33 protein-coding genes are annotated in these 19,915 nt (G+C 48.1%); 4 read left to right on the top strand and 29 right to left on the bottom strand.

All coding sequences use genetic code 11. The features are described 5' to 3' along the window. Positions 1-4 precede the first annotated feature (4 nt). The 23 genes from CIB36_RS11340 to CIB36_RS11250 all read right to left on the bottom strand — a co-directional run bounded on the left by CIB36_RS11340 (position 5) and on the right by CIB36_RS11250 (position 12,688). Positions 5-2,152: a portal protein gene (locus CIB36_RS11340; RefSeq protein WP_229408240.1), complete on the bottom strand. Its 2,148-nt coding sequence runs from the start codon at positions 2,150-2,152 to the stop codon at positions 5-7. A 14-nt stretch (positions 2,153-2,166) separates the two neighbouring features. Continuing rightward, positions 2,167-3,561, bottom strand: coding sequence for a terminase large subunit domain-containing protein (locus CIB36_RS11335; protein WP_093990020.1), 1,395 nt, complete (start codon positions 3,559-3,561; stop codon positions 2,167-2,169). Positions 3,562-3,602: 41 nt separating this feature from the next. After that, positions 3,603-4,046, bottom strand: a complete 444-nt coding sequence (locus CIB36_RS11330; RefSeq protein WP_093989648.1) for a hypothetical protein — start codon at positions 4,044-4,046, stop codon at positions 3,603-3,605. A gap of 52 nt (positions 4,047-4,098) precedes the next feature. Next, the gene (locus tag CIB36_RS11325) at positions 4,099-4,395 is read right to left on the bottom strand and encodes a hypothetical protein (RefSeq protein WP_093989647.1); all 297 of its coding nucleotides are present in this window, start codon (positions 4,393-4,395) and stop codon (positions 4,099-4,101) included. Next, positions 4,392-4,628, bottom strand: coding sequence for a hypothetical protein (locus CIB36_RS11320; protein ID WP_093989646.1), 237 nt, complete (start codon positions 4,626-4,628; stop codon positions 4,392-4,394). Before CIB36_RS11320 ends, CIB36_RS11325 begins: the two co-directional genes overlap by 4 nt. A 2-nt stretch (positions 4,629-4,630) precedes the next feature. Continuing rightward, the gene (locus CIB36_RS13620) at positions 4,631-4,753 is read right to left on the bottom strand and encodes a hypothetical protein (protein ID WP_267872664.1); all 123 of its coding nucleotides are present in this window, start codon (positions 4,751-4,753) and stop codon (positions 4,631-4,633) included. Between the two features lie 83 nt (positions 4,754-4,836). Then, positions 4,837-5,028 carry a hypothetical protein gene (locus CIB36_RS11315; RefSeq protein WP_093989645.1) on the bottom strand — a complete coding sequence of 64 codons (192 nt, stop codon included), beginning with the start codon at positions 5,026-5,028 and terminating at the stop codon, positions 4,837-4,839. Next, the gene (locus CIB36_RS11310; RefSeq protein ID WP_093989644.1) at positions 5,025-5,381 is read right to left on the bottom strand and encodes a dATP/dGTP diphosphohydrolase domain-containing protein; all 357 of its coding nucleotides are present in this window, start codon (positions 5,379-5,381) and stop codon (positions 5,025-5,027) included. The genes CIB36_RS11315 and CIB36_RS11310 overlap by 4 nt, the downstream gene beginning before the upstream one ends. Before the next feature lie 2 nt (positions 5,382-5,383). Next, positions 5,384-5,536, bottom strand: a complete 153-nt coding sequence (locus CIB36_RS13355) for a hypothetical protein (protein ID WP_158662677.1) — start codon at positions 5,534-5,536, stop codon at positions 5,384-5,386. Next, a complete protein-coding gene (locus tag CIB36_RS11305) occupies positions 5,533-5,784 on the bottom strand; it encodes a hypothetical protein (protein WP_093989643.1) in 252 nt (83 codons plus the stop codon). The genes CIB36_RS13355 and CIB36_RS11305 overlap by 4 nt, the downstream gene beginning before the upstream one ends. Then, on the bottom strand, positions 5,765-6,178 hold the full coding sequence (locus CIB36_RS11300; protein ID WP_093989642.1) for a hypothetical protein: 414 nt from the start codon (positions 6,176-6,178) through the stop codon (positions 5,765-5,767). Before CIB36_RS11300 ends, CIB36_RS11305 begins: the two co-directional genes overlap by 20 nt. After that, on the bottom strand, positions 6,168-8,012 hold the full coding sequence (locus CIB36_RS11295) for a DnaB-like helicase C-terminal domain-containing protein (RefSeq protein ID WP_093989641.1): 1,845 nt from the start codon (positions 8,010-8,012) through the stop codon (positions 6,168-6,170). The genes CIB36_RS11300 and CIB36_RS11295 overlap by 11 nt, the downstream gene beginning before the upstream one ends. Before the next feature lie 213 nt (positions 8,013-8,225). Further along, the gene (locus CIB36_RS11290; protein ID WP_093989640.1) at positions 8,226-8,735 is read right to left on the bottom strand and encodes a helix-turn-helix domain-containing protein; all 510 of its coding nucleotides are present in this window, start codon (positions 8,733-8,735) and stop codon (positions 8,226-8,228) included. Next, on the bottom strand, positions 8,729-9,289 hold the full coding sequence (locus CIB36_RS11285; RefSeq protein WP_093989639.1) for an ERCC4 domain-containing protein: 561 nt from the start codon (positions 9,287-9,289) through the stop codon (positions 8,729-8,731). Before CIB36_RS11285 ends, CIB36_RS11290 begins: the two co-directional genes overlap by 7 nt. Positions 9,290-9,412: 123 nt before the next feature. Then, positions 9,413-9,994, bottom strand: a complete 582-nt coding sequence (locus CIB36_RS11280) for a hypothetical protein (RefSeq protein ID WP_093989638.1) — start codon at positions 9,992-9,994, stop codon at positions 9,413-9,415. Between the two features lie 12 nt (positions 9,995-10,006). After that, positions 10,007-10,615: an AAA family ATPase gene (locus CIB36_RS11275; protein ID WP_093989637.1), complete on the bottom strand. Its 609-nt coding sequence runs from the start codon at positions 10,613-10,615 to the stop codon at positions 10,007-10,009. Continuing rightward, positions 10,597-10,740, bottom strand: a complete 144-nt coding sequence (locus CIB36_RS13350) for a hypothetical protein (protein ID WP_158662676.1) — start codon at positions 10,738-10,740, stop codon at positions 10,597-10,599. The genes CIB36_RS11275 and CIB36_RS13350 overlap by 19 nt, the downstream gene beginning before the upstream one ends. Next, entirely contained in the window at positions 10,730-10,951 is a 222-nt protein-coding gene (locus CIB36_RS11270) for a hypothetical protein (protein WP_093989636.1), read from the bottom strand. Before CIB36_RS11270 ends, CIB36_RS13350 begins: the two co-directional genes overlap by 11 nt. After that, the gene (locus CIB36_RS11265; RefSeq protein WP_093989635.1) at positions 10,948-11,223 is read right to left on the bottom strand and encodes a hypothetical protein; all 276 of its coding nucleotides are present in this window, start codon (positions 11,221-11,223) and stop codon (positions 10,948-10,950) included. Before CIB36_RS11265 ends, CIB36_RS11270 begins: the two co-directional genes overlap by 4 nt. Positions 11,224-11,229: 6 nt before the next feature. Continuing rightward, positions 11,230-11,406: a hypothetical protein gene (locus tag CIB36_RS13345; RefSeq protein WP_158662675.1), complete on the bottom strand. Its 177-nt coding sequence runs from the start codon at positions 11,404-11,406 to the stop codon at positions 11,230-11,232. Beyond that, on the bottom strand, positions 11,378-11,626 hold the full coding sequence (locus tag CIB36_RS11260; RefSeq protein WP_093989634.1) for a BOW99_gp33 family protein: 249 nt from the start codon (positions 11,624-11,626) through the stop codon (positions 11,378-11,380). Before CIB36_RS11260 ends, CIB36_RS13345 begins: the two co-directional genes overlap by 29 nt. Positions 11,627-11,667: 41 nt before the next feature. Continuing rightward, entirely contained in the window at positions 11,668-11,868 is a 201-nt protein-coding gene (locus CIB36_RS13340; RefSeq protein WP_158662674.1) for a helix-turn-helix transcriptional regulator, read from the bottom strand. Between the two features lie 601 nt (positions 11,869-12,469). After that, entirely contained in the window at positions 12,470-12,688 is a 219-nt protein-coding gene (locus CIB36_RS11250; protein WP_093989632.1) for a hypothetical protein, read from the bottom strand. 165 nt (positions 12,689-12,853) lie between these two features. Here CIB36_RS11250 and CIB36_RS11245 point away from each other — a divergent pair, with 165 nt between their 5' ends. After that, positions 12,854-13,219, top strand: a complete 366-nt coding sequence (locus tag CIB36_RS11245) for a helix-turn-helix domain-containing protein (protein WP_093989631.1) — start codon at positions 12,854-12,856, stop codon at positions 13,217-13,219. On the opposite strand, the gene CIB36_RS13615 is transcribed toward CIB36_RS11245, so the two are convergent. Next, positions 13,185-13,310 (bottom strand): hypothetical protein, encoded by a 126-nt coding sequence (locus tag CIB36_RS13615; protein WP_267872663.1) that lies wholly within the window; start codon positions 13,308-13,310, stop codon positions 13,185-13,187. The genes CIB36_RS11245 and CIB36_RS13615 overlap by 35 nt on opposite strands. 744 nt (positions 13,311-14,054) lie before the next feature. On the opposite strand from CIB36_RS13615, the gene CIB36_RS13335 reads away from it, so the two are divergent. From CIB36_RS13335 to CIB36_RS11230, 3 genes are all read left to right on the top strand, one after another. After that, positions 14,055-14,402 carry a YbjQ family protein gene (locus CIB36_RS13335; RefSeq protein WP_158662673.1) on the top strand — a complete coding sequence of 116 codons (348 nt, stop codon included), beginning with the start codon at positions 14,055-14,057 and terminating at the stop codon, positions 14,400-14,402. A gap of 54 nt (positions 14,403-14,456) precedes the next feature. Beyond that, positions 14,457-14,894: a PH domain-containing protein gene (locus CIB36_RS11235; protein ID WP_093989629.1), complete on the top strand. Its 438-nt coding sequence runs from the start codon at positions 14,457-14,459 to the stop codon at positions 14,892-14,894. A gap of 210 nt (positions 14,895-15,104) precedes the next feature. Continuing rightward, positions 15,105-16,520: a recombinase family protein gene (locus CIB36_RS11230; RefSeq protein ID WP_229408239.1), complete on the top strand. Its 1,416-nt coding sequence runs from the start codon at positions 15,105-15,107 to the stop codon at positions 16,518-16,520. On the opposite strand, the gene CIB36_RS11225 is transcribed toward CIB36_RS11230, so the two are convergent. The 5 genes from CIB36_RS11225 to nrdG form a co-directional block, all read right to left on the bottom strand. Next, entirely contained in the window at positions 16,521-17,843 is a 1,323-nt protein-coding gene (locus CIB36_RS11225) for a ferrous iron transporter B (RefSeq protein ID WP_093989627.1), read from the bottom strand. It abuts the gene before it with no gap. A 71-nt stretch (positions 17,844-17,914) separates the two neighbouring features. Further along, a complete protein-coding gene (locus tag CIB36_RS11220) occupies positions 17,915-18,148 on the bottom strand; it encodes a FeoA family protein (protein ID WP_093989626.1) in 234 nt (77 codons plus the stop codon). 73 nt (positions 18,149-18,221) lie between these two features. Then, the gene (locus CIB36_RS11215; protein ID WP_093989625.1) at positions 18,222-18,881 is read right to left on the bottom strand and encodes a manganese efflux pump; all 660 of its coding nucleotides are present in this window, start codon (positions 18,879-18,881) and stop codon (positions 18,222-18,224) included. A 75-nt stretch (positions 18,882-18,956) separates the two neighbouring features. Continuing rightward, positions 18,957-19,406: a GNAT family N-acetyltransferase gene (locus tag CIB36_RS11210; RefSeq protein ID WP_093989624.1), complete on the bottom strand. Its 450-nt coding sequence runs from the start codon at positions 19,404-19,406 to the stop codon at positions 18,957-18,959. Beyond that, entirely contained in the window at positions 19,406-19,906 is a 501-nt protein-coding gene (gene nrdG, locus CIB36_RS11205; RefSeq protein WP_093989623.1) for an anaerobic ribonucleoside-triphosphate reductase activating protein, read from the bottom strand. Before nrdG ends, CIB36_RS11210 begins: the two co-directional genes overlap by 1 nt. Positions 19,907-19,915: the final 9 nt, after the last annotated feature.

Here is a 19,915-nt window from a genome sequence, read left to right as displayed (position 1 = left end):
CCCCTTATTTCGGGTTCGAGGTATCCTGCGCCCTGTCCTTTGCTGTGGAAGCCGTATTGTTTTTAGAGGTTTTCACCGCTTTGCCCAGCGCGTCCGTTTCAATCACCGTATTGTCTGCCTTGCCGCGCTTTGCGTCCTTTGCCTGCTGCTGTTTTTGTCCAATAGCGCCCGTCAGGTTATCAAATACGCTCGACCCATAGGCGTTGTCTACCAGTATCGCCATTTTCTGCATCTGTTCCTGCAATTTTTGCACCTGCTGGTACAGCGTGCCGTTCTGAGAGATTTTTTGCAGCACCATCTCTTTCCCGTCAAAATCCATCATATCAATGGCAATCAAAGCCTGGTCAACAAGCTGCGGGTTAAAAAATCCCATGCCGTATAGTTCTTTGGAAAGCTCGTTCTGCGCGATTTTGCTAAACGGCGAAGCTTTCTGCGCGGTAATTTCAATGTCAAAAACAGGCCGTCGGTATCCCAAATCCACCCCAAAGGCAGTCCCCTGGTTTTGCGGACGGATTCTGGTATTGTCATAGTGCACATATTCGTTTTGCCCCTGCGGCCCGATGATCCGGAAGCTGCGCGGTTCGTCGTAAAACTGGCGGATCAGCTCAATGCACAAATACCCAATCTGCTTAAACGCGCGGTAACTGGATTTGATCATATCGCGGGATAATTTGCTGCCCGCTTCCTGCAAAGCGGCAATGGCCGAGGCCGCCGTCACCCCAGAGGTGGTGCTCCCCTGCGAAAAGTCCCGGTTGCCAGAGGTTTCTTTAAGCTCATCCACCTTCATGTTTTTCACGGTTACGCAAAGGTCTGTCAGCGGGGAAACCACAATCTGCCGAATCGAATCCTCCCCCAGCCCGGACGTGCAGTGTACAAAATCCTTGGACCAGTCTGCAAATTCCTCCTCGTTGACAGTGCCGTTGTCCCGGATAAAAAAGCGGGGCTTGCTCATTAAAAATACGTTGCGCATGGTAATTTGATCTAATTTGTCAATGTACATCTGCGCGTCTTTCATGATGTCAATGTAGCCAAACCCCGCCGGGGTGCCCGCCTCTACAAACATGGTGTCAAAAATCACCGGATATTTGGCGTGGTCGTAGAAGCCCCGTTCGGCATAGGACGGGTCGTTTTCCGAAGCGTAAAGCACCTCGTCGCCGCAGTATTTGCAGTAGTGCAGCACTGTTCTGCCCTCGCGCTGTACTTTGTAATACCAGTCCACCACCGCCGATTTTTGGGAGGTGTCAATCGAATCATCACTGATATATTCCGCTACGTCGATCGCAGGGGAAGAAAGCTTCCCTTTTAAAAAGGGATATTGCTCCATCAGCAGGTCATTGTCCACCAGCTCCACCGTAAAAAAGTGGCGGGATTTTTGAATATCCGTAATTCCCGGCTCCCAAAACAGGTTCAATAGATCCAGTTCTTTAATATCAATGTCCCCTAACCCGTTTTCCAGCTTTGGGTTCCAAAATACACCGTATACCCCGGTGCCGGTTTTCAGCTTGTACCACCACGCGTCGGAATAGGTCTGCTCAAAATCATTGTGCTCTAATACCACCGGCAGAATTTTACTTAGCATGTCCGCGTCCGGCTTGTCCGATTCCTCTCTGGGCAGTACGTTCGGCTCCGGAAAATTATCCATGGCGTCGGCGTGCTTATTGGCAATCGAGTTAAACAGCCACGCAGAGGTGGGCTGAGGGTCGTTTGGGTTTTGGGGCTTTCCCTTATTGCGGATCTGCTCCCAGTGACGCATCTTAAACCACTGCTCATTATCAATGATTCTGGTCTCCAGGTTGCGTTTTCCCTGTTTGTATTTTTCTAAAATCTGCGCGGCTTCGCGCACCTGTTCTTTGCCGATCACGCCCTCCTTACCGGTAGGCACACTCTGCATATCTAAAGCAGCCTTTTGCGCCAGCAGCTCGTCGGGCATGTTCCGCCCCTGCGCCATCAGGCTCACCAGTTCCGGCTGGGGCGCCGCTTCTGCCCCCATGCCTTGAACAAGGGCCTGCTGGGGCTCCTGCCCCATTTGTAAGGGCTGGGCTGCCTGCTCCTCCTGCAAGGGCGCGGCCTCTGGGGTTTCATAAGCCGCAGCAGCTTCCGCTGTCTGTTCAGGCAACTGTTTTGGCTGCCGCTTTGTTGTAGATTTTGCCATCTGTGCTCCTCCTGTCATAACCGGTAAAATGTATATGGGTCCCGCCGGCCCGTTTGGTGCAGCTCCAACGGGTCAAAAAGCTCCTGTACGGGCGGCTCGTTCTGCCGCGGGGAAATTGGGTGTTCCATAAAAACATACCGGCACTCGTCGTAAATGTGATCCTCCTGCGAGGAATCGACGTCCTCCACATGCCGTTGATCATAAACAAGCACCGGGATCGTGCGGATAAAGTGCTTGCAGGTGGAAAAGGTGTAAAACATGGGGATTCCCTCCTTGTCAAAGGCCAGCCGGTAATGGTATTGCATCTTCCCGGCAATGCGGGTGTTGTCCCCCGGCTCCCAGTATACGCCCTGCCGTTCCATCATTCTCGCCACCGATTCCCCCCGGCTCTCGTCAAAAATGGACGGGTCCGCAATCCCAATGATCTTTCTCCCCCGAAGCATAGGGTCGTCCTGCTCCGCCTGTTTGATTTCCCCAGCAATTTTAGCCGGCTCATACCGCACCCCTACATTAGGGGTTCCCGTACAGCCGTAAAATTCCTTGATCCGGTAAATTCTTCCCTCGTGGTCTACCGCGTACCAGCCCACCGAAAAGGGCTTTGCATACCCAAAGTCAAACCCCCGGTAAATCTTCCAATCCTTTGGGATGGAAAACGGGCGGATCACATGGGTAAACCGCTGGTCGTCATAATGCGCCGGGTCGTTTTTCCATTCGGTAAACACCTGCCCGTCAAAGCTGTCCCAGCTTCCGTAAAGCAGGGCGTTTTTTTCCGCCTCCGGCATCATGGCAAGGTTTGCCAGATAGTTCGGGTCGTTTTCCAGCAGCTTTTTATTGTCAAACACTGTGGCGGGCACAAATACCCGGCTCCGCTTCATCAACGCCCGGCTGCCGTCTGGGCGCGCTACCTCTACCTCCGTTTGGATCGTGGTCATAGGCGGCGCCGGGGTAATAAACCGTTCCTTTACCCAGCCGTGCCCTATCCCGCCGGGGTTGGTGGTCGCCCGGATATACACCCGCGTTCCCGGGCCGTTCGGGCGGTTTCTGGAATATAGGTACATGTATTCTTCTAAGGTAAAATGAGTCAATTCGTCAAAGCCAATAAAATCATATGCTTTTCCCTGGTAGTTGATTTTGTCCTGGGTATGGTTTAAGCTGCCAAATATGATCTTCGCCCCGGAAGGAAAGGTCCATGTGTGGGCAGTGCTGTTGTATTTCGCCCCCGGATATGCCTTGGGATAAAGGGATAAGCTTTTGTCGATCAATTCCGATAGCTGCGGAAAGGTTTTCCGCAAAATCAACCCCTTATAATGCGGAATTTCCACCTGCCGCAGAGCCTCCGCAATCAGCGCATCCGATTTTCCGCCGCCGGCCGCGCCGCCGTATAAACACTCGTATTCCGGACGCTCCATAAAACGCGCCTGCTGTGGCTGCGGCGACCATATCACCTGTTTCACATCGATTCCCCTTCCTGTTCAGAAAGCACCTGGGAAAGGATCACCACACCGCCGGCCTGAGGCTTGTCAGCCTTTTCATCAGCCGTTTGTATCTCTTTTAAATCCTTTAATGACTGCACGATCTGGCGGGCACGATAGGTATCAATTTTTTCCTCGTTTGAAAGCTCACCCACCGCCTTTTGCAAGCAGACAAGCACCTCGTCCCCAATCTGTAAAATCCGTTTTAAGCGCCCGGCCTGGCCCTCGGCTAAAATATCTGATGTTTCTTGTACTATTTTTGTAGTGGTTTTGTCCTGAAAATCCCTTCTCAGCTTGGTCCATTCCTCGTCCTTTGCCCGCATTGCCAAAGCCTTTAGGGAAACCGCGTGCTTCTTGGCCAGCTTCCGGTAGCTGGAAACGGTGGTGATATATTCTGTTTTGATTTTTGCCCAATCTGCCAAATGATCACCTCTCCCTATATCTTACAGGGTCGGGGGTTCAAAATCGCCCTTTTCAGTCTTTTTTATCCTTATCTTCCAGGTATTGCGCAGTAATCACCCGCTTGTCCGGGTCATAGCGCATCCGCACCCTGTCCGCGGCCGCGCTTTTTAGCTCGTCATAAGGGATCTGGGTTTTTCCTGCCTTACAGATAAAATAGGCAGTGAATTGTAAGTTTGCCGCTAAGCGGGCCTGTTCTTTTACAAGCTGCTGCTGTTTTATCTCCAGCAAGTGTTCCGCTGCTTTTAGCTTCTTGCTCAGTTCCTTGATGCGCAAGGCCGCGGCAGAGCATTTTTCTTCCATCGTTTTCATTTCTTTTCCTCCTGTTCATATTGCTTGGCCAGCGCCTTGGCGTAAGGGCAGGTTTTATAATGAAACGTCAGGCAATATCGGTGCCGCCATTCATTCATCGCCTGTTTTTGACGAAATCCTATTGCGGTGCTCGCCTCCGGGCAAAGCCCCTCGCAGACGATTCGGTAAGAATTTTTTGTATCATATAATGCAATAAAAAATGGGCAGATGATCTCAGCCCCATAATTTGGCACTTTTATCCCTCCCCCGCGCTCAAAATCATTTCTGCCAGCCCCTCGATCAAAACGCCCAGAACGATGACCCCGATCCCGATAAAGCCAATGGGAACGGCAATCAGCTTACGAATCATGCGATCCATTCCCTCATTTCCTCTTTTTCCTCCTCCCGGCTTTGCTCCGGTCTTTCCCGCTCGCCGTACCAATCACACGGTTGATAAACTTCCTAGGATTGTCCGTTTTGTTTTTCAAGTTCTTCGATCTCCCTTTCCCAGCCTTCGATCATCGCTTCGTATCGCATGGCTTCCTGTTCTCTCCAAGCGATCCGTTGGTCTTTCATCGCCAGCGCCTTTTGAATCAACACCCGGCACAGCATGATCTGCCCCTTACGGATTTTTATCCGTTCTTCCCCCGTCATGCCGTGATCTCCTCTTCCAAGCGTTCCAGCTCCTTTTCTTCACGGGCTTGCAGCTCGCACAAGAAAGCCATATTGCAGGCCGCGTGCTTTAAATGGCTGATCCCGCTTTCCCGGTCGCTGGAATATGGGCTTGTAAGCCACACAAACAGGTGCCGGAACAACGCGTTGACATACCGCGCCTTTTCCACCCGTTTCCAGTTTTCCGGGTCCTTGTATTTTTTCACCCCGTATTCCCGTACCTCGGCAATGTCAAAGATGATCTGCGGCGGCACTAGGGTGATCCTCCATTTCCCCGCGTCTGACTTTATTTCCTGATCCGCTTCTTTCGCCCGGAACGTCAGTGTTTCGTACATGGCTATTCCCCTTTCAGGCTTTCCAGCTCCGCCTTGACCTGTTCCAATTCCCTTTCAAGCTCCTGCGCCTGCTTTTGCCAGCGCTGCGCGCTGTTCGCATTGCTGTTGGCCTGATTTTCATATGCTATCATCTGTTCTAATTCTTGATTTGTCATCGTTCATTCCCCCTTGCGTGTTTTCGGTCTATTTTAGAAAAATCGCTGTTGATCTTAGCGCCCTTTACACCGGAGTATTTCCCCGCCTTTTGGTCCGCTACAATCTTTTTGTACCACCCCATCGGGTCGTACCCTGTCCGTTTCCGGCGCAGGCTTCGCTCCATCTCCCCGCGGCAGTCCTTGCAGTAAAAGCTGTTCCCGTGGCCGTAGTAGCTTCTCCCGCACGCTTTACATCTCTTTCTTTGCATCCTGTTCCTCCAATAACTTTACTGCCCGCTGCGCAAACACCTTGTCCTGGCAAAGCGAAGCAATGCAGTCCGCCATCAGCCGCATCGCTTCTGCCGGCTCCGCGTGCCGTTCCAGCGCGCCTAATATCTCCGGGCGGTATCTTCCCGCCAGGCGTAAAAACTCCTGATACTGCGCCAGCGCGGCCGCGTAGCGGTCATGCAGCCAGCACATGTGATAAAATTCCTTTTTTAGTTGTACCCGTTCCTTCACTGCCTGCTCTTTTGTAATCCGTTTGCCGGCAAGGCTGGTGTAAAGCCCGCGCAGCGCCAAAAAGCACACTGTTTCTTCATACCTTCCAGACATGGGAAGAGGAGCCTTTTTTATCACCAGCTTTTCCAGTTCCTCAAAGTTCATCTGTCAGGTCCTCCCACTCTTCCGCTTCAAACAGCTTCATTTCGTCCAGATTGAGCAGTTCGCTGCGCTCGTTTATTTCCCAGCGATAAGTACGCTCCGGCGATTCCAGTGATGTCACCCGCTTTGACATATTACTGTAAAATAGTTCTATTTCTTTCCCAGCTCTGGTAAGGCGCCCAGTCAGCCGGTTTTTTAAAACGGAAAGCTTGCTGTCGCACTGGTCCGGCATATCTTCAGACTTTTTTTCATTCCGGGAATAGGACAGCACCACGTCGACACGGTTGGTAATGTCAGACGAGCCGGAAACATCGTCGTTAGAAATTGCTTCTTTCGTTTTCCTTGGGTGGGCAACTAAGATCACCACCACGTCATATTTCACCGCAAGCTTTTTCAGCCGCTTCACAAACTGGGACTGCGCCTGATAAAAGTCCTCGCCAGGCATAGCGTCCATTGCGGTCATCAGATTATCAATGCAGACCATTTTGATCCCATACCGCTGAATGCTGCTTTCGATCGTCTTTGTCAAGCTCTCTGTTTCTTCCATGTCCGCGTCTAAAACCGTATTGTCAAAAATATATGCCCGGTCTCCATACCACCGGTTTATTTTTTCTATTGTGTCGTTGTCCAGAGAGAAGGATTCCTGTTCATACTTATTTTGGTGAATGATAATATGATCCGGCCCCGCGCTCTGGAGATCCATCCAATTTTTCACATGATAATCCGCTAACTCTCCGGAGTAAAGAAACACCGGATAATCTTTATCAATCGCTTCTACCGCCAACTGGGAAAGAAAGGTCGATTTTCCTTCCCCTCTTCTCCCAGTCAGTAAAATGACCTGTCCAAAATAAAGGCCGCCGATCAGCTTGTCCAATTCAACAATACCGGTTTCTATTTTCGGCAAGGCTGATAAATCCACGCTTTTCACATCACTGAGACGCTTCACGCACTTTACCGGCACCACCTGGGCGTTTTCTACCGCTGTCAGAATCGCTTGCCTGCCGTACTTTTGGTAAATGTCGTTTGCGTCCTTTTCGCCCAAATAGTCTTTCGGTTGAACCGCCTTTACTTTTATCGGAAGTTTTTTCTGCAATTCGTCCAGCAGGGTGATCCTCCCGTTTTCGTGATCTCCAAATACCACCACTTCCGAAAACTTCGTGATCCAGTCCCATATGTAGTTTAAAAAGGTGAATCCCTTGCACCCTGTTGGAACGCTCACCGCGTTCCTCACACCGCATTCGGCCAATGTCAGGCTGTCGATCTGCCCCTCGGTAATGACCAGCCTTTCAAACCCTTGGCAATGGTCCATTCCGAACAGGATCGGCTTGGTGTCCTTTTCGCAGAACTCTTTGCCGTGGTCTTTGATCCGCTGGGGGTCGGTGTTCCGGTATTTCACAAATTCCAGCACATGGTTTTCGTTGTAAAACGGGAACACCAAAACGCTTTTGTCCTTCTTCCGCGTCGTGATATGGTAAAGCCGCGTTGTCTCTTCGCTGATCCCTCTTGTTTTCAGCCATTCCACCGCGGGGTCGCGGACGGTGATCTCCTTTTGAGGCAGGCGTTTAAATTTCTTTTCCCGCCAGTTTTCCCCAAAGTCCAGCTGGTAGCCAAAGTCACGGGCCAGCTCTACAAAGTGCCCCGACCTTCCGCAGGAGGAACGGAAGCAGTGGAACGTCCCAGTCTGAAGATTCACGGAAAAGGTGTTTTTGTCCCGGCTTTGCCCCCCGTGGCAGTAGGGGCAGTACTGAAAAAACAGCTCGTCCCCTTTTTGGCGGGTGCGGCCGTCCAGGGTGTGGGCTAAATCCAATATGTCCGATTGCTTTAGTTCATAACTCATAAATGCCTCCAATCGCCCGGCCTTGGCGATGTTGTGCGGTTTTCAGCCTGCTGAAACGCCGGCTGTCCTTATTGCCGGCGGCGCAACTCGCCGTGAAAGCTTCGCTTTCTATGTTCCTTATTTGCGGAATTGCCCGGTTTTAGCGGAAGCCAAATTTCAGCCGCGCTGTCCGGCTGAAAAGGGCAAAACGCTGAGAAAGCCCCGCTTTCTATGTTATCGCCTTAACCGCTTGATCTTTTCCAGCCGTTCCTCTCTTGTCATCTCATAAGCCGCACCGTCCGGCGCATCAGCCGGCACGGGCGGCCCTTCTTTTTCATTCTTATTACTTTCTTTATCTTTCTTACTTTGTTGCCCCTCGCCTGCCCCTTGTTTGCCCTTTGCTTGCCCCTCGCCTGCCTGCTCGTTTGCCGCGTCTTGGTACTTATCGTAATTATTTACCGTAATTATGGTGTATTCAGAATTTGATACCTTTGCCACCTCGCCTGTCGAAATCAAGTGTTTGATTGCAGTCCTGACCGATTTTACTGACAGCTTTGTTTCTTTCGCAAGTATCGCATAGCTGGTAATTCGCGAGCCTCTTTTGACGGTCTTTCCCCGCCATTGCCTGTCATAATAATTCACCGTCAAAAGCAGGTGCATAAACAGCTTAAAGGTGTTTAAATCATCATACCATTCCCATTTCAGCAGGCTCCTGTGCAGTTTTACAAATCCGTTTTCTAGCATTTTCGGTTCCTCCTGCTGGCGGTCAGCCGTTTGTAGTTGTGCCAGTACCAGTAAAAAATCTCTAAAAGCTTTAACGCGGTCTGCCGGCTGTCCAAAATAAATACCGGGTGGAACTGGTAGCGGTTGCCGCACATCCAGGAATAAATGGTGGAATAGCAGATCTTCCCGATCTCCTTTTCTTTCCGGTGCAGGCGCGCCAGCTCCCATTCCGGCACCTCGACACCCCGCAGCGCCTCCATACTCTCGCACCCCTCCACCAGCAGCGTGAAGTCCGTCCCCATGCTGCTGGCCGCGTAAAACTCTTTTTCGATCCGCTGGCGGTCCTGCGTGATATTGGAATAAAACTCATCCGCCGAGCCTTTCCGTTCCACCACACAGGAAAGGGAAAAATCCTTCCCGTCTACCGAAAAGGAATAATCCCCGTAATCAAGCTTTGTGTCCTGATACTTCACATGCAGCTGATCGAAAGCCGACAGGATATGCTGGTTCTTTTGCTCTCTGGTATCAACTAACACGGTGACCCTTTTTAAAAAAGTCTTTTTGTCATACGCCATCTTTCGTTCTCCTTTGCGGGATTTCCTCTTGCGGGACGTTGCGCGGTTCCGGCTTTCACGGATTTGCGGCTTGCTTTTTGCCGCAAAAGCGCAAACTCCAGAGTTAAATCTTTGATTTTACTCTTAAAACGGCATATCGTCATCATCTGTCACGATCGGCTCGTAATCGCTCAATGGGTCGGAAACGGGCGGCTTTGCGCCCTCTAACAGCTTGTCCGGCGGCACTTCTACCCCTTTTCTGATGGTTTCAACATCACGGAAATATATGCATTTGGTAGAAAACCTCAATTCCCCCCGGTTGTTTTCATACTGCTCCCGGCCAAATACCCCGCCGATCAGCTTGTTTTTCAGATAATCGTTCCCGTTGTCAGCCCACAGCCTGTTTTCATCAAACCCGGGATTGGATCGCTTTACTGCCTCCAGAAAAGTTTTGTATCCCATATTGGTATTTCCATTGCTGTCCTCTTCCAGCTGGTAAACGGCGCACGGCCATTTTTCCTTGTTCCGGTCGCCGGATTGCCACATCTTGGCGTAATACCCTTTCTGCTCCCCTTCCGCGATGTCCAGCCAGATCACCGCCATCGGTTTCCCGTTCCGGGAGGTTGTTTCCGTCACCTTGCAGATCTTGCAGACATGCCCGCCTAACTGCAATGGTTCAAAGGTTCCAAATTCCTGCGTCGATTCATAATTTCTTGGCTTGTACATTCTGTGTTCCTCCTATATTTCCCAATATTCCCGTATTTTTTGGTCTACCATTTTCAGGTCGTTGTCAATTTCATTGCTTTCAAACAGCCCCATCGGGCTTTTGGCCGTGGTGTACCCGTCGCTTTGGGTCGCAAAATAATGGCGCTGCCCGTCTGTTTGGCACAACAGTACAATCGAAAACAGCCCCTCCACCGTCAGCTTTTCGTCCAGCATCTTTCCAACGGTTTTGGCTTTTGTCTTTCCCTCCGCCGTGGTTTCCACATGATGCAGAAAATACACCACCACGTCCTCCGGCAGGGATTTGATGATAAATTGGATCAAACGGTAAAAGTTTACCGCCATATCTGTAAACTTTTGAAAGCCGGTTTCTTTTGCTTTGTCAAATAATTCAAAGCAAAGCAAGTACTGGCTGTCATCAATCGCGAACACCTTTTTTCGGCTTTGCTGCAACCCGGCCATGATGGTTTTGTAATCGCTTGTGGTTACCTTGGACAGCTTTTTCCGGAACGGAAGCGGCTTTCCCGCAATATTAAAGATGCTGATCTCGTCCGTTTCAAAATTCCGTAAGCTGCTGCTTTTCCCGGAACCCGATTCCCCAAGGATCAATACCGGTATTCCCATCCTTCCATCTCCTTCCTGAACGTAAGGTCTGCTTCCTTTCCCCTTTCGAGCCTCCGCAGCAGGCTCCGGGCGCTGGAATGGTCCCGTTCTTCCCGCGTTTCTTCCATATTCAAATTAACTTTCATCGTCAAGTCTCCATTCTACCGGGCACATCGGCCCCCTTTGTTTGTCAATGTGATACAGCCAATACCCGTTCGCGAAGCAGAACCACGCTTGATGGATCGGCGTTTTCACGCACAGGTCGCAGTAAAAGCAAACAAATGCTTTCGCGGGAATACGATATTCATATCCGTTCCAGTACCCTACGTACATTGCCCCGCTGTGCTGTAGGTTCATGCCGAATACCCCAATTCGTAAAGCCTTTGGCTGATCGCCCGATATGTTTCAGCGCAGGTTTCAATTTTTTCCTCGTATTCGGACAGGATTTTTTCTTTCGTATCCATGTCCAAAAGGCGAAGCTCCTTCAAAAATGCCTCGCAATCTTTCTTTTCTTCCATAAGCTTATCCCTTTCAGCCGAAAGGCGGTCGCATTCTTCTGCCATTCTCACAAGCTTCGGGGCAGGCTCCGGCAAATCATCGCCGTGCCGGTTGTATCCGATCTCTTCCACTTGACTTTACGCCCCCTTTGGTGTATCCTGTATGTATACTACATTTTGTGTGCTTCGTCTTGGTTGTGTCAGAACCGGGCGAAGCTTTTTTCTGCCCTTTTTCAGCTTGTCCATCATCACACATGCCGGTATCCACCCGGCAAAGATCAAGCCGCTAACCAGGGCTGTCAGTACTTCCTGCATCTTTGCACGTCCTTTCTTTTTCTTCCCATTCCTTTTCCAGTTCTTCCCCATGCTCCGCGACAAAATTAAAATACATATCCGCCAAGTGCTGATAAATGCGCTTGGTTTTTTCATTGTAAGGAAGCGTATACCCCTCCATGGAATCCCTCACCGTACCGTCAGCCATGATATTGGTCACGTAAGCCACCTTGCCGGAGGAAAGAACTACCTTTCTTGCCATGATCATCACCTCCCTTCAGATTATGATAAGCCGGATTTGTCCTATGCTTCCTGTGAAGCATAATCGTTCAGTTCAAATCCCAGCGCCTTTGCGATCTCCCACGCCAGCAGGACCGTTGGGGTTTTTGTCCCCCGTTCGATCTGGCACAGCATGGGCTGGGTGATCTGTACTTGCTCCGCCAGTTCTTTCTGTGTCATGTTTTTTGCCAAACGCCTTTCCCGGATCACCTGCCCAACGTTCACCTCGTACCCCTCCTTTCCCCCTGTTTTTGATAAAATAAGAGAAAAAATAAATTCTTTCTCTCTTTTTTGACAAAATCCTACTGCCGCATATGATAATATGTAAAAAAATGACAGAAAGGGTTTTGACATAATGATGAGTCCTTTAGATCTTATCCTGTGTGTTGCAATCAACGCTTTGTGGATTCTCCCTGTGATTTTGGAGTTATTCATTTTTCCTTTTATGAATTATCGAAAAAGAAATCAAAAAGAAAAAGAGCTGCTTAAAATTGAAGGGCCAAGATTAAACTGCATAAATTGTGATTATTGTAAAAGGAAGCTTTATAAGCCGTTTTACAATTCTTACCATGGTGCGCAGTACGTTCCTTCATGGTGCCGAAAGTTTCAAATAAAGTTACCCTGGGACACTTCTTGCCGGTGCAAGGCGTATCTACCCGAACAGGCTGAACGACAAAATACATCGCAGCATATTACAAATAAAAGCAGCTTTGAAAAGTAGCGCTTATGACCGGGACTCTGCCGTTCTTGTAATTCCAATACAAGGGCGGCTGTTTTTTTGGTTCTGCTTCGCTTGTGCTTCTGAAACCTCTTTAATTCTTTCTTTTTACGTAAGTTTTGAAGCAAAAAAAATATTCATCGCACGCTCTTTGGATAGTTCAAGAACCTCCATACTTTTACACATAAATGGATAAGTAGGGTTTTCTCCGCTTAAAACTCTGGAAACTGTTTCGCGGCAAACCCCCATTTTCTGGGAAAAAGTCGTGATGTTATAATCTTTTCTTGCCATTTGAGCTTTTAATTCTGGAATATCAACATAATACATGCTTTCCTCACCTCCAACAACTTTCTTTTTACGTAAGTTATTATATCACGCCGCACCCACCCTGTCAATACTTTTTGCGAAAGTTTTTCCCCGTTTTCCTGAAAAAATCTTGCGTTTTGAGAAAAAAATAGCTATAATGTAGGTAAGAGAATTGAGGTGAAACACATGACAATAGGAGAGCGGATCAAACTCAAACGATTAGAAAACCAAATGACCCTATTAGAAGTCGCCGATCTCATTGGCGTAAAAGAGGCTACCGTACAACGGTATGAAAGTGGGGAAATTAAAAACTTAAAACAACGCACCATTGCTCGCCTTGCGGAAATTTTTCATACTACCCCGGCCTACCTGATGGGCTGGGAAGAAAAAAATACCCCCAACACTGAAACCAGCGTTGAAGGGATTGATTTAACACAGTCTGAAGAGGAAATTATTAAACTGCTCCGGCAAATGGATAAGGAGCAAATTATTCAAGCGATTCTTGCTTTGCAAAAGATTATTTCTGATCAGAATGGCGGGAAGGGGCAATAATACCTGTTTCTTTTGCATAGGCAAGCAATTCCATAAAATACGCAATCAGTTCCTCTTTTGTTTCATTTTTCAACTCACTAAAATTGTCCATTCTGATTCCCCTTATTATATGTCGAACATTTGTTCTGTTTGCTGTTGTGGTTTTATTATATCACTGTATCCCGAAAAACGCAATCGTCAGTTTGTAGTAAAAATAGGAAAATATTTCTACTTTTCGTAACTTGACATTTCTTTTCAACCTTATCTTAAAATGTTTTCAACAATTTCGGGTCGTTTTCTGCCATATTTTGTAAAATTTTAGGAGAAAATGAAAGAAAATAGTATATTTTTTGTAGTAATATATTATTATCATTATATTGATGATGCGCGTATCAATCTGTTAACGCGTTTTACTTCCAAGCAGAACAGGAGGAAATACTATGCCGGCAAGCAAAACTAAAAACGGACAGAAACCGATCTTTCTTTAAAACCAGTCGATTTCGACCACTTTTAGAATGAATCCAGATCTAACAAATTTGTTTTGTCCCAGCAGAAGAGGAAAGGAAGTGTTAATATGGCAATTATTTGCAGCATTTGCGGAAAAAAACAAAGTGGATTTGCCTCGGATTATCCTCTTTCATCAACACACCTACAAGAGCGTATCTGCACTGATTGTGAAAACAGAAAACAGAAATGTATCGTGTCCTCACGTTCTGATTTTGAAAAATATAAGGTTTGTAAAGAGGAATTTCTTTCTTTTGTATCCGAAAATGTGTCTTCATCAGTCAGAAGCGGAATCCATCAAATTGTTTCTGAATGCGATTCTCATTTTCAGGAACATGAAAATGCAGTTGAATTGAAAAACCAAATTTCTAACTATATGATGACCTCCGGCTTTAATTTCGAGGGCTGGCGTATTACCAAATACATCAAAGTGATTTCGGCTGAAACGGTTTTGGGAACTGGATTTGCCAGCGAATTTTCTGCCAGTGTCGCAAATCTTTTGGGAACTGAAACAGATAAATTCGCAAAGAAATTTGAACAGGCAAAAGATTCGTCTTTAAACAAGCTGATCTCAAAAGCAGTTGACTTAGGCGCCAACGCTTTGATCGGCGTGGATTTTGATTATCCGCTGATCTATAACAACATCATCGCAGTAATTGCCAGCGCCACCGCGGTTGTTGTGGAAAAGGCGGAAGAATAAAACGATGTCAATTTTTCCGTTTCATTACGGCATAAAATATTAGGAGGAATTATAATGGGATTTTTAGACAAAATCAGCGGAGCCGCTGGCAATCTTAATGAAATGTCGCCGGAGGCCTTGATGCAGGAATACGGTGCGTATTTAATGACTAATGAAAAGATCAATGTAGGCTTCAAGTTAGTGCGCGACGTTGTGCTGATCACTGACAAACGCATCATCGACTTTGACAAGCAGGGCGCCACAGGGCAAAAAATGCGTGTAGACTCGATCAATTTAAGCAGTGTAATCCATGTTTCCGCTGAAACATCCGGCTTCGGCCTTGATGACAGCGAAATCAATATCCACTATATTTCTTCTCCGTATTTTAAAGCGAACGGCGGGGTTTCTATCGCAGAAAAAAAACTTGAATTTCCCAAAAAATACAACATCCAGCAGCTATACCGATTTTTGCAGGAGCTTGCATACGCAAACCATGAAAGGATCAATCAATAGCCATCTTCGCCCGGTGATTTTTCACCGGGTTTTGCCTTGGGAAAGCGGAAGAGTAAAAATTTTCATTGACGAAACGCCAAAGGCGGCCTATAATGGAATTGCAGATAAAGCGATGCCGTATCCTTGTGAAACCGAATGAGCGTTTCAGCAAAATGTGCTGTCGCCGGACACAAGGGCCGCCTTTTTAGGGGGTTTTATAAGCTATTTTAGATGAGGGAGGCGAGCCGTCTGGAAAATATGGCCGTTGCCTGTTATGCGCGGGTATCTACCGAAAACCAGCTTGAAAACTACAGTATCGAGGAACAAACAGAACGGTTAAAATTATACTGTAAGTCAAAAGATTACGAAATATACGATATGTATATCGACGGCGGATACTCCGGCGGGAATATGGAGCGCCCCGCCCTGCAAAAATTATTGTCAGATGTTCAAAGCGGCAAGATCAATGCAGTACTGGTGTATAAATTAGACCGTTTAAGCCGCTCGCAGAAGGATACCTTGAATATCATCGAAGACCACTTTTTAAAAAACGGCGTGGACTTCATTTCCCTCAATGAGAATTTTGACACCTCTACCCCATTCGGAAAGGCGATGATCGGGATATTGTCGGTGTTCGCCCAACTGGAGAAAGATCAGATCACAGAACGCTTTACCATGGGACGGATCGGCCGCAGCAAAGCGGGGTATTACCACGGCGGTCCCACCGCGCCCACTGGATATGATTATAAGGACGGGAAGCTGATTGTAAACCCTGTCACCTCACAGCAGGTACAGGAGGTATACCGGGAATTTCTCAACGGGAAAAGCATCAATTCCATCCAGCGGCAAATGCACGAAAAATACGGCGGCTGGGGCTCTGCCACATTAGTTTTAAATGTTTTGAAAAATTCCGTGTACATAGGCATGGTAAAGTTTAAAGGCGTTGCTTATCCCGGACTTCATACTCCCATCATCAGCAGGGAACAGTTTGAGCGCGTCCAGCAGTATCTCAACTCCGAAGAACGGGAATCACGAAAAACGACCGCGCAAAAAACACCGTTTAAGGCAGGGTTTACTTTGTCCGGCTTGGTGTTTTGTAAGCGCTGCGGGGCTAAGTTTTCAGCAGAGCATGGAAATTACACCTGTTATTCCCGGTCTAAAAGCAGCCCAAAGCGGGTGATCGACCCAAACTGCAAAAACGATAAGTGGAAGATCTCCGATCTAGACGAACTTATTTTTGACGAAATAGAGCATATGAGTATTGATGATGATCGTTTGAATCAGGTAGTTTCCTCTGTCAAGCAGCCTTCTGCTGTTGACGAAGCCTCCTTTCAAGCTGAAATCGAAAAGATAGACCAGCAGATCAAGAGATTGCTTGATCTATATCAGATCGGTACTCTCCCCATCTCGGAAATATCGGAACGCGTTCACTCATTGCAGGTGGAAAAAGAAAAGCTGGAAAACCAGGCAAAAGAAAACCGCCGGCAAATGAGCGTCAAGGAACGAATCGAGCGGTTTAAACAGTTGGTATCACAGATTCAGTACATGCGGACCCAATCTGTAGAAAAGAAGCGGATCTATGTTGCTGAACTGATTGAGACTATATATATTGACGGAAAGGAGGTTTCTATTAACTGGCGCATCTGATTACAAATTTGTATATGCTATACACATTGTTAATGATTGTTTTCCGCAGGTTTTTGCCTTTTTAAAGTAATGATCCAAATTAAACGCGACCCGGGGCAGATACCCAAAATCCTCCAGCAAGGTAAATAGCGGAAAAAAGATGGCCATTGGCGGCAGCATCACCGATACTACCCAAGCAAGCACCCGGTACACCCCTAGCACCAGTGCCCCGTGCAGCCACTCTGGGGCATTGAGCCAGTGAAATAGATCTGTCAGCCGGTCCTGTATCCAAAACAATCCGTCAGAAAGCAGCTGAGAGGGGTAATTCGCCCCAGTAATGGTCAGCCAGAAAATACCCATCAGCAGTAAAATCATGATAGGGATCCCGGTTAAACGGCTGGTCAGGATACGGTCCAGCTTTCGGTCCCGGCTGTCGCTGCAGTCTTTGTTATCATGTACACAGTCGTTACAAATCCCCTCTCCCATCAAGACGATGCAGGATACTATTTTGTCCTGGATGTGATCCTCATCGATCCCTTTTTCGGCCAGTTGGGCTTTTGCTTTTTCTATGCATTGTTCCAGCTCAGCCTGTTCTGCATCGGTAAGCTGAAAGCACGCCGTCAGCTTCTCAGTCAAGGCCTGATCCTGTTCTAACAGCCTGTATGAAGCCCAGTCAGCGGAAATCTTTGATTCCTTTGTAGCAAGCCTTTCTTTGATCAGCCCAGCCGCCTGCCGCAGGGCCGGCAGATAGGTGACACGCAAGGGAGTGGGGCAAAGCTCTCCGCTGCAAACCTGTTCGATCGTGCGCATCAAAAGGTCCAAGCCCTTTCCGCTGCGTGCGCTTGCGGGAACTACCGGCACGCCCAATAAATCCTGAAGAACTGCCAAATCAACGCAGATCTTCTTTTTTTCTGCTTCATCCATCAGGTTCACGCAAACGATCACCTGGGTGGTGATCTCCATCGTTTGCAGTACCAAATTTAAATTTCGCTCCAAGCAGGTAGCGTCGCAAACCACAACCACTGCATCACTTTCGCCAAAGCATAAAAAATCGCGTGCTGTTTCTTCCTCCACAGAGTGCGACATCAAAGAGTAAGTCCCGGGAAGATCCACTAAAATATAATTTTGGCGGTGATATGTATAACTGCCTTGCGCATTGCTCACAGTTTTTCCGGGCCAGTTCCCTGTGTGCTGGTTCATCCCAGTCAATTCATTAAAAACAGTGCTTTTCCCCACATTAGGGTTGCCTGCCAATGCAATGACCCGGTCCTGCGGGGTTTGTTTTTGAATAATCAGCCCCTGGTCCACTGCGTGTTTTCCAGTAGAGCCTGCGGTCAATCCCATCTGTTATCATCCCTTTTCTTATATCATAACGGGCAGGCCTCTTATCATGCTGTAAGACGCCTGCCCGTTTGTTACGGTCTTACCAAAATCCCACTGGAATCTTCAATTCGCAGTGCAATGGCCGCCCCTCGAATTAAGTACGCGATCGGGTCTCCGGCTGGGCTTTTTTGCAGACATTTGATGTTGGTCCCTTCAATGATCCCAATATCCTGTAACCTTCTGCGCATGCTGCCTGTTAATTCGATCCCCGTCACGGTGGCAGTCTGCCCCTCCCTCATTCGATCCATGGAACATATGTCGTCCATTGACGTCGCTCCTTTTATCCTGAAAAATTTAGGGTTTCCCCTGCTATCAGTATATTCAGGAATAAAAAGATGGTTACAGCTTACAGAATGCCAAAATAATCAGCAGCGCCCCACTGATCCAAGAAAGATCCCATTGGATCTTTTTACGGAGCGTTTTGCCAAGGTATTCTCCGCAGCAAACCGCCAAAAAGCCAGCCGCTAAAGCCATGGCCGCCGTAATGAAAATCCCGTCAGAATTTGCGCCTACCCCCACCCCGGCCGCAATACTGTCTAAGGACAGGGCAACAGCAAGCCCAGCTGCTTCTGAAAGGGACAGGGTACGGGAACTGTCACAGTCTGCTTCTGTGGCATCCGCATAGATCTGCAAGATCATATGTAGGGAAAACAAATGGAAAGACAGTTGTTTTTTGGTGTGCTTCCTGCGGGAGATCCATGTTTTGATCATCCCGTCAAATAGCTTTATCAGCCCCAGGATAAAGAGGATCGAAAAGCAAAGCAGACGGATCCATTCCTGCGGCAGAACAGCTCCCAGTGCTGTCCCGCACAGCATGGAAATTACCAGCGAGCCACTGCAAATCAAATCGATCAAAAATCTGGAGGAGGTTGGGATCTTAATACGGTTCATACCATAAGAAAAGCTGGCTACAAACGCATCTACCGATACGGCGATCACCAATAACAGCGCTTCCAGCCAGACAGAAAATACCGGCATCATGCCACCGCCCTTTTTCATTTCATTATAGTATCCTATTCCAATTTCCTATTTTTGTTAAAAAAAGACCGCAGGGAACATTTCCCTGCGGCATTTTTATCCTTTTCCATAGATTTTCCGGAATCCTTTCACCGGGTCCTGAAATCCAGCTTTCCCGTAAAACTGATGTGCCTCTTTCCGGAAGTCAGAAGAAACCAGCATCGAATAAGAGCAGCCCTCCCTTTGTGCCAAGCGGTCGATCTCCTCAAACAAAATCGTTCCGATCCCCTGCCCTCGACACTGCTGGGATACCACAACGTCCTCTATCACCAAGAAAGGCCGCCCTCCCATGATCAGTGAGGGACAGAAAATACACATTGCCGTTGCCACGACCTTGTGCAATGCTGTATCTTCTGCAACTAAAACGGTCGCTTTAGCGTCCTCCTGCATCCGGGCGAACCGCTTTTGTACTTCTGCCAATTCCTCTTTTTCACCAATCAGCTGCTGGTATAATTCCACCAGTTCCGGTAAGTCCTGCTGCTTTGCCGGACGTACTGCAATTGTCATTATCCTTCCTCCGCGGTCACTACCCGGCCGGCTTTCAGTGTTTTTGCTACGTCGATCATCCGTTGATTTTTACTGCCCCGGAATTTTAACTCCAAGCTCCGTTCCTCCAACAAAAACGGGCCGTCTACAATATAGTCCGCCAGGGAGATCAGCTTGTCCGTTGCCGCATCCTGGCGCTTTTGCAGATCCTCAAACAAAAAACCAGTATAAATAAATAGATCCAGGCCATGTTCTTTAACTTTTTGTGCCAGCTCCGCCAAGGGCTCCGGCTGCATAAATGGTTCCCCTCCGCTAAAGGTGACCCCTTTGAGAAGGGGGTCCTTTTCGATCTCGGTCATGATCTTGTCGATCTCACAATCATATCCACCCTTTGGGTCGTGGCTTTCCGGATTATGGCAGCCAGGGCAATGATGGGGGCATCCTTGGGTAAAAACTACAAACCGGATCCCCGGGCCGTCAACGATAGATTCCCGGACAATGCCTGCAATACGTACTGTCATCGTTACTCC

It is taken from the genome of Massiliimalia timonensis (assembly GCF_900186585.1).
In the GTDB taxonomy this organism is placed as follows: domain Bacteria; phylum Bacillota; class Clostridia; order Oscillospirales; family Ruminococcaceae; genus Massiliimalia; species Massiliimalia timonensis.
The sequence above is the reverse complement of the archived record's forward strand: the minus strand, read 5'-3'. Positions and strand labels throughout refer to the sequence as shown.

Bases quoted from the DNA above. Each gene is read 5' to 3' on its own strand.
- CIB36_RS11290 (WP_093989640.1), bottom strand. From the start codon at position 8,735: ATGCTAGAAAACGGATTTGTAAAACTGCACAGGAGCCTGCTGAAATGG.
- CIB36_RS11335 (WP_093990020.1), bottom strand. From the start codon at position 3,561: ATGGAGCGTCCGGAATACGAGTGTTTATACGGCGGCGCGGCCGGCGGC.
- CIB36_RS11295 (WP_093989641.1), bottom strand. From the start codon at position 8,012: ATGAGTTATGAACTAAAGCAATCGGACATATTGGATTTAGCCCACACC.
- CIB36_RS11210 (WP_093989624.1), bottom strand. From the start codon at position 19,406: ATGACAATTGCAGTACGTCCGGCAAAGCAGCAGGACTTACCGGAACTG.
- CIB36_RS11280 (WP_093989638.1), bottom strand. From the start codon at position 9,994: ATGTACAAGCCAAGAAATTATGAATCGACGCAGGAATTTGGAACCTTT.
- CIB36_RS11270 (WP_093989636.1), bottom strand. From the start codon at position 10,951: ATGAACCTACAGCACAGCGGGGCAATGTACGTAGGGTACTGGAACGGA.
- CIB36_RS11225 (WP_093989627.1), bottom strand. From the start codon at position 17,843: ATGGGATTGACCGCAGGCTCTACTGGAAAACACGCAGTGGACCAGGGG.
- CIB36_RS11235 (WP_093989629.1), top strand. From the start codon at position 14,457: ATGGGATTTTTAGACAAAATCAGCGGAGCCGCTGGCAATCTTAATGAA.
- CIB36_RS11300 (WP_093989642.1), bottom strand. From the start codon at position 6,178: ATGAACTTTGAGGAACTGGAAAAGCTGGTGATAAAAAAGGCTCCTCTT.
- CIB36_RS11305 (WP_093989643.1), bottom strand. From the start codon at position 5,784: ATGCAAAGAAAGAGATGTAAAGCGTGCGGGAGAAGCTACTACGGCCAC.
- CIB36_RS13355 (WP_158662677.1), bottom strand. From the start codon at position 5,536: ATGACAAATCAAGAATTAGAACAGATGATAGCATATGAAAATCAGGCC.
- CIB36_RS13345 (WP_158662675.1), bottom strand. From the start codon at position 11,406: ATGCAGGAAGTACTGACAGCCCTGGTTAGCGGCTTGATCTTTGCCGGG.
- CIB36_RS11220 (WP_093989626.1), bottom strand. From the start codon at position 18,148: ATGGACGACATATGTTCCATGGATCGAATGAGGGAGGGGCAGACTGCC.
- CIB36_RS11215 (WP_093989625.1), bottom strand. From the start codon at position 18,881: ATGAAAAAGGGCGGTGGCATGATGCCGGTATTTTCTGTCTGGCTGGAA.
- CIB36_RS13350 (WP_158662676.1), bottom strand. From the start codon at position 10,740: ATGAAAGTTAATTTGAATATGGAAGAAACGCGGGAAGAACGGGACCAT.
- CIB36_RS11325 (WP_093989647.1), bottom strand. From the start codon at position 4,395: ATGAAAACGATGGAAGAAAAATGCTCTGCCGCGGCCTTGCGCATCAAG.
- CIB36_RS11230 (WP_229408239.1), top strand. From the start codon at position 15,105: ATGAGGGAGGCGAGCCGTCTGGAAAATATGGCCGTTGCCTGTTATGCG.
- CIB36_RS11340 (WP_229408240.1), bottom strand. From the start codon at position 2,152: ATGGCAAAATCTACAACAAAGCGGCAGCCAAAACAGTTGCCTGAACAG.
- CIB36_RS11260 (WP_093989634.1), bottom strand. From the start codon at position 11,626: ATGGCAAGAAAGGTAGTTCTTTCCTCCGGCAAGGTGGCTTACGTGACC.
- CIB36_RS11275 (WP_093989637.1), bottom strand. From the start codon at position 10,615: ATGGGAATACCGGTATTGATCCTTGGGGAATCGGGTTCCGGGAAAAGC.
- nrdG (WP_093989623.1), bottom strand. From the start codon at position 19,906: ATGACAGTACGTATTGCAGGCATTGTCCGGGAATCTATCGTTGACGGC.
- CIB36_RS11245 (WP_093989631.1), top strand. From the start codon at position 12,854: ATGACAATAGGAGAGCGGATCAAACTCAAACGATTAGAAAACCAAATG.
- CIB36_RS11310 (WP_093989644.1), bottom strand. From the start codon at position 5,381: ATGTACGAAACACTGACGTTCCGGGCGAAAGAAGCGGATCAGGAAATA.
- CIB36_RS11250 (WP_093989632.1), bottom strand. From the start codon at position 12,688: ATGTATTATGTTGATATTCCAGAATTAAAAGCTCAAATGGCAAGAAAA.
- CIB36_RS13615 (WP_267872663.1), bottom strand. From the start codon at position 13,310: ATGGACAATTTTAGTGAGTTGAAAAATGAAACAAAAGAGGAACTGATT.
- CIB36_RS11315 (WP_093989645.1), bottom strand. From the start codon at position 5,028: ATGACGGGGGAAGAACGGATAAAAATCCGTAAGGGGCAGATCATGCTG.
- CIB36_RS11285 (WP_093989639.1), bottom strand. From the start codon at position 9,289: ATGGCGTATGACAAAAAGACTTTTTTAAAAAGGGTCACCGTGTTAGTT.
- CIB36_RS13620 (WP_267872664.1), bottom strand. From the start codon at position 4,753: ATGGATCGCATGATTCGTAAGCTGATTGCCGTTCCCATTGGCTTTATC.